This is a genomic window from Beijerinckia sp. 28-YEA-48, from assembly GCF_900104955.1.
Lineage (GTDB): Bacteria > Pseudomonadota > Alphaproteobacteria > Rhizobiales > Beijerinckiaceae > Terripilifer.
This window is the reverse complement of sequence record NZ_FNSI01000002.1, coordinates 383,100-397,204: the sequence shown is the minus strand read 5'-3', so window position 1 is coordinate 397,204 and position 14,105 is coordinate 383,100. Positions and strand designations below refer to the sequence as shown.

The window sequence follows — 14,105 nt, the reverse complement described above, 5'->3', positions numbered from 1 at the left end:
AATAGCTCGTTAGCTTGCGCCGCTCACGGTGGCGGGATAGCCGGCCACTTCGAGCGCGTGTGCGAAAGCCGCGCCGTCGGAATTGGCTTCGATGGTTACGGTCTGGGTCTCGAGGTCGACATCGACCTTGGCGCCCGCGTCGATGCTCTGGATCGCTTTCGTGACGGTTCCGGCGCAGTGGCCACAGGTCATGTCGGGTACGTTCAATTTTAACATTGGCTTCTCGTGTCTCGTCATCGGCATAAGCGCCGTTTCTTGAAGCTGCACGTTCCGGCCAGGGGAAGGTCAAGTGGCATATCGTCCTCGTAATCTTCAAACACTCCGCTGACTGAATTCGATAAATATCATTTTAAAACAGCATCTTAATGAGGTGATGAAAATCTTGTTCGTTTCCTGTTGACCTTCCCGTAACTGGAAGCCCTAGCCTCCGTTCATCAAATTCGAACAGAGGACAGAAACGATGAACGCCGCGCCCCAAATACCGCCCGCAGCTGTCAGGCAAAACTTCCCGATCGAGGGCATGACCTGCGCATCCTGCGTGCGTCGTGTCGAAAAGGCGATCGCAGCCGTGCCGGGTGTTACAGCGGCCACCGTCAACCTCGCCACCGAAAGCGCCGATGTGACCTTTAGCGGCGCCATCGATTCCGCTGGTATCATCGCAGCGATCCGCGGGGCCGGCTATGACGTGCCCGTCGAGAAGATTGAAGTCGATATAGAGGGCATGACTCGCGCGTCATGTGTGAACCGTGTCGAAAAGGCGATTGCCGCTGTTCCAGGCGTGAAGTCTGCCTCGGTCAATCTTGCTACCGAACGCGCGACCGTCGAACTGCTTGCGGGCTCCGCGCCACGCGCGGCGATTGACGCCGCCATCCGCAAAGCCGGCTATGAGCCGCGCCGCGCGGAGGCAGCGGCGACTTCAGCTGGAACCGACAGTCGCGAGGACTCCCGCAAGCGCGAATTCTTCACCCTCAAGCGCGATTTTAGTATCGCTGCTGTGCTGACGCTGCCGATCTTCGTGCTGGAAATGGGCTCCCACGCCTTCCCGGCGCTGCACCACTGGCTGATGGCGAATTTCGACGATCAGCCGCGCTACATCGCCTTTTTCGTCCTGGCGACCATCGTCCAGTTTGGCCCCGGCCTGCGCTTCTACAAGAAGGGCGTGCCGGCGCTTATGCGTCTCGCGCCCGACATGAACTCCCTGGTCGTTGTGGGCTCGACCGCGGCCTGGGCCTATTCCGTCGTTGCGACCTTCGCGCCGGGCGTGTTGCCGGACGGCACGGCCAACATCTACTACGAGGCCTCCGCTGTCATCGTCACACTCATCCTGCTCGGGCGCCTTCTCGAAGCCAAGGCCAAGGGCCGCACCAGTGAAGCGATCAAGCGGCTGATGGGCCTGCAGGCCAAGTCCGCCCGCGTCGAGCGCAACGGTCAGTTTGTTGAGATCTCGCTCGATGAGGTGATCGCGGGCGACGTCATCCAGGTGCGCCCCGGCGACAAGGTGCCGGTCGATGGCATCGTGCTGTCGGGTTCCTCGTTCGTCGACGAAGCGATGATCTCCGGCGAGCCTATCCCGGTCAGCAAGGGAGAAGGTGCTGAGGTCATCGGCGGTACGATCAACAAGACCGGCAGCTTCACCTATCGCGCCACCAAGGTCGGCGCCGATACACTACTCGCCCAAATCATCCGCATGGTCGAATCTGCGCAGGGCTCAAAGCTGCCGATCCAAGCGGTCGTCGACAAGGTGACGGCCTGGTTCGTGCCGGCCGTCATGGCCGCAGCCGCATTGACCTTCCTGGTCTGGCTGTTCTTCGGTCCGCAGCCGGCTGTCGCCTTCGCACTGGTCAACGCCGTTGCCGTGCTGATCATCGCTTGCCCCTGCGCCATGGGGCTTGCTACCCCGACCTCGATCATGGTTGGCACGGGTCGCGCGGCCGAACTCGGTGTGCTCTTCCGCAATGGCGAGGCGCTACAGTCCCTGAAGTCGACGGAGGTCGTCGCTCTCGACAAGACCGGTACGCTCACCGCCGGCAAGCCGGTGATGACCGATCTCGAAGTCACCAGCGGTTTCGAGCGGGCGAAGGTCCTGGCGCTCGTCGCTTCTGTCGAAGCCCAGTCCGAACACCCGGTTGCCGCCGCCATCGTCACTGCCGCTCAGGCTGAACGCCATTCATTGGGTGAAGTCAGCGCCTTCGAAGCTGTGCCTGGTTTTGGTGTCAGCGCAAAGGTTGGTCCGCACCAAGTTGCTGTTGGTGCTGACCGCTACATGGCGAGGCTCGGCATTGCCGTGGACACTTTTGCCGATATCGCAAGTCGTATGGGCAAGCAGGCCAAGACGCCGCTCTATGCGGCCCTCGACGGCAAGCTCGCCGCCGTGATCGCGGTTTCCGATCCGATCAAGCGTTCGACCCCGCAAGCCATACGTGCCCTGCAGGCCATGGGTCTGAAGGTCGCGATGATCACCGGCGATAATCGTCGCACCGCGGAAGCGATCGCCGCCCAGCTCGGCATCGACGAAGTCGTCGCCGAAGTTCTGCCCGACGGCAAGGTCGACGCGATCAAGCGCCTCCAGGCCAACGGCCGCACCGTCACCTTCGTCGGCGACGGCATCAACGATGCGCCGGCCCTGGCCGAGGCTGACGTTGGCATGGCGATAGGCACGGGCACGGACGTTGCGATCGAAAGCGCTGATGTTGTGTTGATGTCTGGAGATCTGCTCGGTGTCGCCAATGCGATCGCTTTGTCGAAGGCGACGATCCGCAACATCCAGCAGAACCTGTTCTGGGCCTTCGCCTATAACGCGGCCCTGATCCCGGTCGCGGCCGGCGTTCTCTATCCCGTTAGCGGCACGCTGCTGTCGCCGATGCTGGCGGCTGGCGCGATGGCCCTGTCCAGTGTCTTCGTCCTCGGCAATGCGATGCGGCTGAAGCGCTTCCAGGCGCCCGTCAAGGAGACCGGCACAGCTGTTGGTGCTCCTATGTTTGCCCCAGCCGAGTAGCAACCTACGGCCCGCCATCCTGGCGGGCCGATCCTCCTCTTCCTGCCATGAGGATTGTCATGTCGAAAGCGCTCCATATTGAAATCTACACCACGGTGACCTGCCCGGACTGTCTGGCACTGAAGCGTTGGCTGAACACGCAGAACCTGCCTTTCATCGAGCATGACTTGAGCAAGCCAGAGATCGCGGAGGAAGCCAAACGCCGAACCGGTGTACGTGTCGCGCCCATCACCATCATCGACGGCAAGTTCATCTTTTTCGGCACGTTTGCCATGCAACGCAGCGGCATCGAGGCGCTTCTCGATCTCAGGAAGAGCGCCTGACCATCGCCCTCTCTCTTTCACGCCGACGTCTTCTTAACGACCACAATGGATCTACATCATGCATCGTCGGGAATTCTTGAAACTTTCAGCAACAGGCGCTCTGACAATGACAGCCCCCGCTCTCTTCGCTTCTCCCGGCAACGGCCCCAAGATCGTCACGGCGGCCAAACGTGTCATCGAAGTCAAGGGCAAAGCAGCCAATGTCTTTGGCTTGAGCCAGCCTGGGGGCGACCATGCTCTGGTGATGAATGCGGGCGAAAACTTCCGCGTGCGGCTCGAAAATCGCATTGGTGAGCCAACCGCTATTCACTGGCACGGGCTCACCCCGCCGTGGCGGCAGGACGGGGTCGCTGGTCTTTCACAGGAGGCGATCCCGGACGGAGGGCGCCACGACTATGATTTTCCGGTCGTCCGTCCCGGCACATTCTGGATGCATTCACATATGGGATTGCAGGAGCAACGTCTGCTTGCCGCACCTCTGATCGTCCTCGATCCAGCAGAGGCTTCAAAGGATGTCCAGGAGGTTGTGGTGCTGTTCCATGATTTCACTTTCCGCGACCCAGAAGAGATCCTCGCCGAGCTCAAGGCTGGCGGTCACGACATGGCGGCTGGCGCGGCGCCGGGACATGCGGCAATGGGACATGGCGCAAAAAGCCGGAGACCGATGGTTCACGGCGGAATGAATCATGGTGGCATGCAGATGGCCCGTGCGCCTCATCTGCAGGATGTGCGATATGACGCGCTCCTTGCCAATGACCGTGCGATGGATGATCCGGATGTCATTTCCGTCGAGCGAGGTGGATGCATCCGTCTTCGCCTTATCAATGGCGCCGCCAGCACCAATATGTGGATCGATCTGGGCAGGCTGTCGGGTAAACTGATCACGGTCGACGGCATGCCGGTGGAGCCGATCGCCGGCTCACGCTTTGAGTTCGCGGTCGCGCAGCGGCTCGACATTCTGCTCGATCTCCCAAAAGAACGCTCCGCCTGGCCTATCTTCGCGATCCAGGAAGGAGGCCAGATGCGAACCGGAGTGATGCTCGCCGCCAAGGGCGCGTCGGTCGGCAAACTCGCAGCTACGGCTGACGAAAACTTTCCCGCTGTCGGCGCTGAATTGGAACAGCGGCTACGGGCCGCAAAGCCGCTGTTGGAACGAGCGGCAACCCGCAAGCACACCATGATGCTGGGCGAGGCGGGGAACTATGTCTGGACGCTCGATGGCGTGGTTCACGGCCAGGACAAGCCTTTGACCGTGCGGAGCGGTGATCGTGTGGAGCTGACCTTCATGAATCATACGTCGATGTCCCATCCGATGCATCTTCACGGGCATCATTTCCAGGTGGTGGCGATAAATGGGCGGCGTCTCGCCGGCGCGGTGCGCGATACGGTATTGGTGCCCGCTCATATGGGGGCGGTCACGATCGCCTTCGATGCCGACAATCCCGGCAAATGGGCGCTCCATTGCCACCATCTCTATCACATGGCCGGCGGCATGATGACATCGCTGGCCTATGAAGGTTGAGTGCGCGCTAGGGAAGCATTTTTACGGCGGCCCTGGAGAACAAAACACTTGAGCTTCCAGTAACTGGAAGCATTATATAATCTCCAGGTCACTCCAGAGAGAACCAGATGAATATCGGGGCTGCATCGGAAAAATCGGGACTTCCGGCCAAGACCATCCGCTATTACGAGGATATAGGTCTGCTGACGGCTGACCGCGCCAGTAACGGCTATCGCGACTATTCGATCGCCGACGTGCATCGCATGCGCTTCATCCAACGCTCGCGCCGCCTCGGCTTTTCAGTTGAGGAATGCCGGCAACTGCTTTCGCTCTACAATGACAAGGAGCGCGAAAGCGCCGACGTAAAAGCGCTGGCTAAGACGAAACTCGCCGAAATCGACCGCAGGCTGGTGGAGCTTACGGAGTTGCGCGATACGCTTCGCCATCTTGTCCGCAGTTGCCAAGGCGATAGCCGCCCCGACTGCCCGATCATTGAGGGGCTATCGAGTTCTCAACGCAAGCAGTGATTGACAACCTAGCACGACGAAAGAGCAGGCTGGCAATCCAACGGATCTTGATGAAGGAAGCAACTTCAGCTGTCAGTGAAGATCGCCGCGCTGAATGCCTCTTTATCGGATTTTCCCGCAGCCTCGCCAGCTCAAGGTTTTTGGGAAGTTTGTGCAATAAGTTGCTCGCGGAAGACGAGGTGTTCGTCATCACCTTCGTGAAGACTCTCCAAGCTGGGGAGGTATTTCGCCTGTCGCCCAACCGTTTCAGAATCCGGGCGGGCCGCGCTTCCTAGGGAACAATTTAAATTGACGATCCGCACCCTTGTGATTAGTGTATGCACGAATATATATCAAGCATACACGGAACGAGATCATGACTTGGCATGCTTTGGCGATAGCGGATGTTGGCGGACAATATTGCACCGCAATTGTCGTGGGTGGAGCGCTTTACGATCTAACGGGGGCGGCCAAGCACTTCGGCGTCAGCGAAGATCTTTCATCCATGGCAGCTATCATCGACCATTGGGGCAGCCTCCAACCGAAGCTCGCCGAAATTGCCGCCCAAATCGAGGAGAAGCGGCATGGTTTGGTGCCGCTGCCCGAAAGGGCCGTCGTTAAGGCGCCACTCGTGCCCAAGCGTATCTTCTGTGCTGCGTCGAACTTCGTCGAGCATGCGGAAGAGATGGGCACTGCCTTGGCGGCCAAGACGGACAGTCAGCCCTATATTTTCATGAAGGCGGATACCTCGGTTGTTGGGCCGCACGAGGCGATCTTGCTGCCTGATGAATCCACCATGGTGGACTGGGAAGTGGAACTGGCTGCCGTCATTGGCTTGCGCGGGCGCGACATTCCCCTGGAACGGGCGCTGGCCCATGTCGCCGCCTACACGGTATTCAACGACATTAGCGCGCGCGATCTTAGCCGCCGGACGGACTTTCCATTTAAGAACGACTGGTTCCGTGGCAAGAGCTACGACACGTTTGGCCCGACAGGCCCCTGGCTCGTCCCGGCCGCGCTCATTCCCGATCCGCAGAACGTTCAACTCAAACTGAGCGTTAACGATCAGATGATGCAGAACGGCAATACGAACGAGATGATTTTTACTTTGGCGGAACAGATCGCCTATCTCTCGCGTATGCTCACCTTGCAGCCAGGCGATATGATCGCCACTGGAACGCCGACCGGTGTTGGAATGGGCCGCAATATGTTCCTGAAACCAGGCGACACTGTTTCGGCGGAAATCCCCGCAATCGGTAGGCTGACCAACCCGGTAGAGTTGCTGGTGCGCGCCCGGGCTTGAACCCGGGCGATTCTATTTCGCCGGTGCCATTTCCACATTGCGAGACAGTAGACGCAGTACGCCGGAACTGAGGCGGGCATTGTGCTTGCGCATAGCCTCATAAGCCGCTTCCGGCTGCCCCGCCAGGATCGCCTGGACGATCGCCTCATGTTCCTCGTTGGAGCGTTCCATGCGCTCTTTCAGAGTGCCCGACTGTGACTGCCGGAAGGCCGCGAGGCGTTCGCGCAGCTCACGCGCCGATGTCGCGATTGTCTGGTTGCGAGCGCCGGCGCAGATGAGGTCGTGGAATTCGTGGTTGAGCTGAAGGTAAACCGCTTCCGATCTTGCCCCGCCCAGCTTCAGGGCCTGGCGGTGAATCTCCATTAGATTGCCCTTGTCGAGGGCAGTCATGCGCTGTGCCGCCAGTCTGGCGCAAAGGCCCTCGATCTCGCATTCCGCTTCCAGCATGTCGGCCAGTTGTGGAATGCCGATCTCCGCGACGATACCGCCTCGGCGGGGAATGAAATCAACGAGCCCGCGTGCGCCAAGCTCCCTCAATGCCTCGCGAATCGGCGTGCGGGACACGCCGAATTGTTCAGCCAGAACTTTTTCTTCAAGTTTCTGGCCTGGCGGCAGCGAGCCGCTGATGATTTGCTGCGCCAGTTCTTTGTAAATGCGCGATGAGTTCGTGCTCATGGCCTACGACGTCGCCGTTCTATTCCGAAATGATAACAATCGGCACGAAGCACTTTCAAGCTTCTGATGCAACCACGTTCTTGACTGCACCTTTCCAACCGGATTCGGTGATATCGAAGACAAATCCCTCGGGGGTCTTGTATTTGACCTCATAATAAACGTTCGGATCCTTTTCTTTCCGGCCGGTTAAATAGCTGCCGCCGGCAGCCTCGATCTTGTTGGCCGCATCGTCGAGATTGTCGACCCACATGCCGAAATGGATGAGGCCGTAATGCTCGCCGGCATCCTCGAACCCCGGAACCGGCTCCCCGGTGAATTTCAGCAGCGCGACATTGAACACGCCGTCGGTCATATACCAGCCGCGCATGGCCTTGCCGGCGCGGGTCATGCCAAAAGCGTTCTCGAAGAAGACTGCGGCCGCTTCCGGATCCGGAACCGAAATGGCGATGTGGCGAAGCTTGCTGGTCATGGATTACCCCTGAGTCTATGGCTGATTATAGCAGCCCTATGTGTATGCACAAAATATTATACGTATACTCGACTGGGTGCCGACACATCGCATGGCGAGGCATCGAGGCAGAACGATCATTCAGGTCACACCCATGATCTTGCTCAGGGTGGTGACATATTGGCCGAAAAGCGGATTGAGCCGCGTGGCGTCAGGCTGGCGGGGGCGGGGCAAGTCGATCTCGATCTCCTCGATAATCTTGCCGGGATGCGGCGACATCACAACGACCCGATCGGATAGGAACACCGCCTCGGAAATGCTGTGAGTGATCAGCACGACGGTTTTCATTTGTTCCTGCCAGATGCGCAGGAGTTCGACGTTCAGGCGATCGCGGGTGAGGGCGTCGAGCGCGCCGAACGGTTCATCCATCAATAGGATTTTTGGATTGAGCACGAGCGCCTGTCCGATCGCCGCCCGCTGCCGCATGCCACCGGACAATTGATGCGGATAGCTCTTGGCGAATTTGTCGAGCGACAAAAGTTTCAGCATGTCGTCGACGATCTGGCCGTTTGGGCCTGTGGAGATACCGCGGATCTTGGCGCCGAGCGCCACATTGTCTCGTACCGAGAGCCACGGCAGCATATTGCTCGACTGGAACACCACGCCAACTGACGTGCTAGCTTCCGATACCGATCCGCCGTCGAGTTCAACGGTGCCCGTGTCCCAAGGCAACAGGCCGGCAAGGATGCGTAGTAGCGTGCTCTTGCCGCAACCGCTCGGCCCGATGATCGAAACGAACTGCCGTTCGGGAATCGATAGATCGATATCTTCGAGCGCGACGACATCGGACGAGAAGGACTTATGCAAGCCGCGAATGTTGATCGCCGCCTTGTCGGAGATGAGTGCCTTTGTCTTGTTGTCCACTGCGAGCATCACTTCCTCGATTAAAACTGAATTCCGCGCCACCACACCCAGCGGCCGATGATTTCGAGCATCCAGTACAGCACCATGGATGTGGCGGTGATCACCAGAATGGCGGCGAACATCAGGTCCGTCCGCGAACTCGAGGCCGCCATCATCAAGTAGTTGCCAAGCCCATCCTGCGAGCCGACGAATTCGCCAATGATGGCGCCGATAATGGCGAGCGGCATGGCTACCTTGCACCCATCGATAAAGTTCGGCAGCGTCGCCGGTAGACGCAGCATCGTGAACGTCTGCCAGGAGGAGGCACGCAAGGCGCGGAAATGTTCTTCCAGATTGGCTGGCGTGCCGAGAAACCCGCCGAGTGTTGCCACCACGATCGGAAAGAAGGCGAAAAGGAAGGCCATGGCGCTTTTCGAAAACAGGCCATAACCGAACCAGACCACCATCAACGGGGCGAGGGCGCTTTTCGGCATTGCCTGTAGCGCCGTCACGAACGGATAGACTGTGCGCCGCGCGACCGGCGACGCATAAATCAGGACGCCGAGCAGCGCTCCGCCGATAACGGCCGCGACGAAGCCGAATGCAACTTCGATCATCGTGATGCCGACATTGTGCAGAAGATCTACCCGCGCGGTCCACAGCGCACTGGCGACTACGCTGAAGCGGGGCAGGAGATACGGCCGCACATTGAGGGCGGTAACAGCCACTTCCCAGGCCAGGAACAAAAGCGCGAAGAAGACGACAGGCTGCCAGACGTTCGGCGAGAGTGTAAACCACCTTCTTGCGGGCCGTTTGGCACGTTTCTGCCCGAATTGTTGTGTCGCGAGCGCCATGCCTCAGCTTCCCTTTTTCGCGGCCACGACTTGCGCCGGCGGCGGATTGATAAAGCGCGCAAACCGCCAACGATCGAAAGACTCGATGTTGCGCTCCCATACCTCCGGCTTGTGATTGGCATTGCGGGGAATCTGCAGCATCTCGCAATAGATCTCGACGTTGTTGCCATCGGGATCTTTGAAAACCAGAAAGCAGTTTTCACCGGGGCCGTGCTTGCCGATGCCGCGCACGATATCGATGCCTTTGTCCTGCAGAAACGTGGCGGCCTGTTCCATCTCTTCGAGCGAGTCGACGAGATAGGAGAAATGTTCGAGGCCAGGGCGGCGACCCGCTCCGGGCGCGTCATAATCCCAATCGCCATCCACCTGCGACAAGGCGAGATCGTGGTGATCCTCGCCAGCGCGGAGGAACACCATCTTGTCGTCGATCCAATCGGAGACTTTCAGCCCCAGAATGTCCGTGTAGAATTCGCAGGATTTCTTCACGTCCCGCACCATCAACACGATATGTCCGAGCTTCAATGGTTTAATGCCGATCATCGACGACCCTCCCGATGCCATGCTGCCGCATCGTCCTCACTTGAGAAATTCGTTCGTGTATAATTGTTTCACATCCAGCTTTTCGCCGACGCCAAAGGCCTCTGTGGTGAATTTGAAGGTGCTGGCCATGCGGTCATCGCGCAGGAAGCCCATATCCTTGCCCGGATGTTCGGGATCGCTGAGAAGATCCGCTGTCTGCTTGATCTGGCCAGCGAGGACGCCCTTATTCAGGGTCGGATAGAGGCCAGCGATGGCATTGACGCTGTCGTCGATGTTGGCGGCCATATAGCGATAGCCGCGATAACTTGCGCGCAGGAATTTTCGCAGCGCCTCCGGCCGTTCCTTCATCATCTTCTGGCTCGTCACGAAACCATTGCCATAGATATGCAGGCCGAAATCGCGATAGAGGATGTGGTTGACCTTCTTATTGGCCTGGGCGGCGGTGAAATCCAACAACGGCATGTTGGCGCCTTCCCAGCATTCGGCGAGATCGACACGTCCCTCGATTAAGGCGCCATTGATCACCGCCGGCTCCATGCGCAACAGCTTGATGCTGTCGGGCGGCAGGCCATTCATCTTGAGCCAGGCCGGCACAATGTTCTGTACCGGCGAGCCCGCGCCGCCGGCAACCGTCATCCCCTTGAGATCTGCGGGCGTTTTGGGATGCCGCTTGCCGTCCTCGACATAGCAGAGCCCGGCCGGCCAGCGCGCGTTGATGGCGCCGATGAGCACCGTGCGGCCACCATTGGCGTTGTTCAGAATGACGCTCGGGGGATCACCGTAGCCGACGTCGAAAACGCCCTGGTCAACCTCGTTCACGGTGCGCTGGCCGCCGTAGCCGCGCGTCAGCTCGACGTCCAGACCTTCCTCAGCGAAGAAGCCCTTGGCCTTGGCAACGATCGTTCCGCCGACGCTGCCTTGCGGCAACCACGCCATATTGTAAGTGATTTTTTCGGCAGCGCCGGCCGCAGCCGGCATGAAAGACAGAACACACAGAAGACCAGTCGCAACCTTCAATCGAAACATCTTGAAGTTCCCCGCCACGAGCAACAGTCAGCCGATATGGCTTGCGCCATCCGTGTATACGTTGACATCATTACGTATGCACGTCAATGGCTGCGTTTTGCTGCCGATGCGAAAGCCCGAAACGACCGGTCAAAGAGAGGGAAAAATAGAGTATTTATACGGGTATCTTGCGCCTCTGCGCGGTCGCGACAATCACCGATTTGCCGCGCTTCTGATCGTCACTGACGAGCTCAAGCAGGCCCTGGATATCAACGAGAGTGTTTCGTGTATACGTTAGCCGACGGCGGCCGCAGGGGGCTTGCCTGGTCCGCGACCGCCTGAGCTAGAACTTCGTCGGTGCGTGTTTGCAACAGCGTTGCTTCTTCCTGTAGCCACGACAGGAAGGCGGTCACGGCACTGTTCGCCGCATGGATCCGCATGAACACCGCATGATAGCTGCCGGCACTCGCTATCGGCGTGAAAGGCAAGATCTGCAGTTCCTGCCGGTATTCCAGATTGGCCAGGATCAGGGCTGGGACGAGGGCAATCCCCTGTCTGTCGCGCATGGCATCGAGCGCCATGAAGAAATGCCCGCATTCAACGTCGTCGGGGCACTTGGGCTCGTTGATCGCCTGGGTTGCGAGCCAGTCCGGCCAGGCATGCCGGCGCGATGACACGTGAATGCGGGGAAAGAGCGATAGGGCCTCGCTTAGGGTCAGCTTATGGTCCGAGGGGATCAGGCTTTTCGATATCACGGGAACCAGCGTGTCGGGCATGAGCTCAATGAACGAGAGCCCATCCCATTTTGTCGCCATGGTCAGATCGATCCGCGGCCCCTCAACCCCCGTCGTCTGCCCCATGGCTCGTCCAGGAGGCTGGCCGACCCGGATGGCGATCTCGATCTCGTTGCCGCCAGGGCTGAACGGCTCGATCGAGCTGATAAGCCGCAGATCGATCTTCGGATGTTTCTTCCGGAACCGGTGCAGCTTCGGCATCAGCCAGAGCGCGCCGATCGTCGGCAATACGGAAACGGTCAGCCGTGCCCCGTCGCTATCGGCGCCAAGCCGTGTGGCTGCCTCGTCTAAGACCCGTAACGCGGTCTTCGTCGCGTCGTAAAAATCCTTGCCGGCCGTGGTGAGGAGCAGGCGGCGAATTCGTCTCTGAAACAAGGCGATGCCAAGATCGCGTTCAAGTTGCATCACCTGACGGCTGACGGCCCCTTGCGTCACGTTCAGTTCTTGGGCGGCGAGCGTGAAAGACAGGTGGCGGGCGGCCGCCTCAAATCCCCTGAGGGTTCCGAGATTGAAACGCGGTGCGCGATCGGCATGCATTACCATTAGTCATGCATACGTTGAAAACAAATGGTTTGTCCAGCATCGCCGAAAACTCCATTTCTCGATCATTGGTTTCGTAAACAGGAAGCAAAATGATGCAGAAAGCGGGCGCTCCTCTGCGGGTCGCAATCGCCGGCCTTGGCGCGGTTGGCCTCAAGCTGGCCGAAGAACTCGACAAAGGCATCCCAGGCCTCAGCCTTGTGGCGGTCTCGGCCAAGAACATCGCGGCGGCGAAAGAGCGGCTGCGTCACCTCAAGACCCCACCTGCGGTGGTGGAGCTGGCGTCGCTCGAAGGCCTCGCCGACATCGTCATCGAATGCGCGCCGGCCGCGCTCGTGCGTCAGATCGTTGAACCGTTCGTGAGCGCCGGCAAGACCGCGGTCGTGTTGAGCTGTGGCGCGCTGCTCAACAACATGGATCTCGTCGACGTCGCCAAAGCGCATGGCGGGCAGATCGGCGTGCCGACCGGCGCTTTGCTCGGCCTCGACGCGGTGACGGCCGCCGCTGAGAGCACCATTCGCAAAGTGACCATGGTGACGCGCAAGCCGGTCAAGGGTCTGATGGGTGCGCCCTTCCTCGAAGAGAACAACATCAAGATCGAGGACATCAAGGAGCCGATGAAAATCTTCTCGGGTTCCCCACGTGAAGCGGCGGTGGGTTTCCCGGCCAACCTCAATGTTGCTGTCGCGCTCGGCCTCGCCGGCATCGGCGTCGACAAGACGACTCTCGAGATATGGGCCGACCCCGGCATCGACCGCAACACACACAGTATCGAAGTCGACGCGGATTCCGCCAGCTTCACGATGAGCATCGCCAACATTCCCAGCGAAAATCCAAAGACTGGGCGGATCACCGCGCTGTCGGTCATCGCCTATCTCCGGAAAATAAACGCGCCGCTGCGTGTCGGCACATAGGATCGCCCCATGGATCTCGGTATTGAAAAGAAAGTCGCGCTTGTTCTTGGTGCGGGCGGAGGGCTTGGGTCAGCGATCGCTGAGGCTTTGGCGCGGGAAGGGGCCATTGTCGTGGGCGGCGGCATTCGCGACGAAAGCCTGCAGCGCACGGCTGCACGGCTCAAGGATGCGCGCGGCCGTTTCCTGCCACTGGTATGGGATCTCGCGAACCAGTCGCTGATCGACGAGAAATTCGCCTGGATCGAACAGAATGTCGGTGCGGTCGATATTCTCGTCAATAACACGGGCGGGCCGCCACCGAGCGAGGCGCGCAACGTGCCGTCCGCCACATGGAGCGCGCAGTTCGAGAGCATGGCCCTGTCGGTGTTCAAGATTACCGATCGCGCGCTCCCCCATATGATCGACAAGAAATGGGGCCGGATCATCACCAGCACGTCGTCGGGCGTTGTAGCGCCGATTCCAAATCTCGGCGTGTCCAACACACTGCGCGCCGCGCTTGTTGCCTGGTCAAAAACCCTGGCACGTGAAGTGGCGCCCCATGGCATAACCTCGAACATCATTCTGCCTGGTCGTATCGCCACGGTGCGCATTCGCGCCCTCGACGAGGCGAAAGCCAAGCGGGAAGGGAAGTCGGTTGAGGATGTCGTCGCGCAGAGCGTCGAAACCATCCCCATGAACCGCTATGGCGATCCCGCCGAATATGGCGATGTCGCCGCCTTCCTGGCCGGCAATCGCGCCTCCTATGTGACCGGCACCGTCGTGCGCGTCGACGGCGGCTACATCCCCAGCATTTAACGAGATCAC

The 14,105-nt window shown here is 59.6% G+C and carries 15 protein-coding genes; 7 read left to right on the top strand and 8 right to left on the bottom strand.

The annotated features are described in order from the left end of the window. Window positions 1–9 precede the first annotated feature (9 nt). The gene (locus BLW50_RS29725) at window positions 10–216 is read right to left on the bottom strand and encodes a heavy-metal-associated domain-containing protein (protein ID WP_090710653.1); all 207 of its coding nucleotides are present in this window, start codon (window positions 214–216) and stop codon (window positions 10–12) included. A gap of 244 nt (window positions 217–460) precedes the next feature. On the opposite strand from BLW50_RS29725, the gene BLW50_RS29720 reads away from it, so the two are divergent. The 5 genes from BLW50_RS29720 to BLW50_RS29695 all read left to right on the top strand — a co-directional run bounded on the left by BLW50_RS29720 (window position 461) and on the right by BLW50_RS29695 (window position 6,628). Beyond that, window positions 461–2,995 carry a heavy metal translocating P-type ATPase gene (locus tag BLW50_RS29720; protein ID WP_090710651.1) on the top strand — a complete coding sequence of 845 codons (2,535 nt, stop codon included), beginning with the start codon at window positions 461–463 and terminating at the stop codon, window positions 2,993–2,995. 59 nt (window positions 2,996–3,054) lie between these two features. Continuing rightward, window positions 3,055–3,318: a glutaredoxin family protein gene (locus BLW50_RS29715; protein WP_090710649.1), complete on the top strand. Its 264-nt coding sequence runs from the start codon at window positions 3,055–3,057 to the stop codon at window positions 3,316–3,318. Between the two features lie 106 nt (window positions 3,319–3,424). Then, complete coding sequence (locus BLW50_RS29710; protein ID WP_244544527.1) at window positions 3,425–4,840, top strand: multicopper oxidase family protein; 1,416 nt, start codon at window positions 3,425–3,427, stop codon at window positions 4,838–4,840. A gap of 107 nt (window positions 4,841–4,947) precedes the next feature. Continuing rightward, window positions 4,948–5,346 (top strand): Cu(I)-responsive transcriptional regulator, encoded by a 399-nt coding sequence (cueR, locus tag BLW50_RS29705; protein ID WP_090710645.1) that lies wholly within the window; start codon window positions 4,948–4,950, stop codon window positions 5,344–5,346. A 355-nt stretch (window positions 5,347–5,701) separates the two neighbouring features. Next, a complete protein-coding gene (locus tag BLW50_RS29695; RefSeq protein WP_090710909.1) occupies window positions 5,702–6,628 on the top strand; it encodes a fumarylacetoacetate hydrolase family protein in 927 nt (308 codons plus the stop codon). A gap of 12 nt (window positions 6,629–6,640) precedes the next feature. Here the strand turns inward: BLW50_RS29695 and BLW50_RS29690 are convergent, their stop codons facing one another. The 7 genes from BLW50_RS29690 to BLW50_RS29660 form a co-directional block, all read right to left on the bottom strand. After that, window positions 6,641–7,303: a GntR family transcriptional regulator gene (locus tag BLW50_RS29690; RefSeq protein WP_090710639.1), complete on the bottom strand. Its 663-nt coding sequence runs from the start codon at window positions 7,301–7,303 to the stop codon at window positions 6,641–6,643. Window positions 7,304–7,358: 55 nt separating this feature from the next. Then, window positions 7,359–7,772 (bottom strand): VOC family protein, encoded by a 414-nt coding sequence (locus BLW50_RS29685; RefSeq protein WP_090710636.1) that lies wholly within the window; start codon window positions 7,770–7,772, stop codon window positions 7,359–7,361. Between the two features lie 120 nt (window positions 7,773–7,892). Further along, window positions 7,893–8,684, bottom strand: coding sequence for an ABC transporter ATP-binding protein (locus BLW50_RS29680; RefSeq protein ID WP_090710633.1), 792 nt, complete (start codon window positions 8,682–8,684; stop codon window positions 7,893–7,895). 11 nt (window positions 8,685–8,695) lie between these two features. Continuing rightward, window positions 8,696–9,508, bottom strand: coding sequence for an ABC transporter permease (locus BLW50_RS29675; protein ID WP_090710631.1), 813 nt, complete (start codon window positions 9,506–9,508; stop codon window positions 8,696–8,698). 3 nt (window positions 9,509–9,511) lie between these two features. Further along, window positions 9,512–10,048, bottom strand: a complete 537-nt coding sequence (locus tag BLW50_RS29670) for a VOC family protein (RefSeq protein ID WP_090710628.1) — start codon at window positions 10,046–10,048, stop codon at window positions 9,512–9,514. Between the two features lie 36 nt (window positions 10,049–10,084). Then, complete coding sequence (locus BLW50_RS29665) at window positions 10,085–11,074, bottom strand: ABC transporter substrate-binding protein (RefSeq protein WP_090710626.1); 990 nt, start codon at window positions 11,072–11,074, stop codon at window positions 10,085–10,087. A 248-nt stretch (window positions 11,075–11,322) separates the two neighbouring features. Continuing rightward, entirely contained in the window at window positions 11,323–12,384 is a 1,062-nt protein-coding gene (locus tag BLW50_RS29660) for a LysR substrate-binding domain-containing protein (protein ID WP_170850466.1), read from the bottom strand. A gap of 98 nt (window positions 12,385–12,482) precedes the next feature. Here BLW50_RS29660 and BLW50_RS29655 point away from each other — a divergent pair, with 98 nt between their 5' ends. Next, window positions 12,483–13,301, top strand: a complete 819-nt coding sequence (locus BLW50_RS29655; RefSeq protein WP_090710907.1) for an aspartate dehydrogenase — start codon at window positions 12,483–12,485, stop codon at window positions 13,299–13,301. Window positions 13,302–13,310: 9 nt separating this feature from the next. Then, entirely contained in the window at window positions 13,311–14,096 is a 786-nt protein-coding gene (locus BLW50_RS29650) for an SDR family oxidoreductase (RefSeq protein WP_090710622.1), read from the top strand. Window positions 14,097–14,105: the final 9 nt, after the last annotated feature.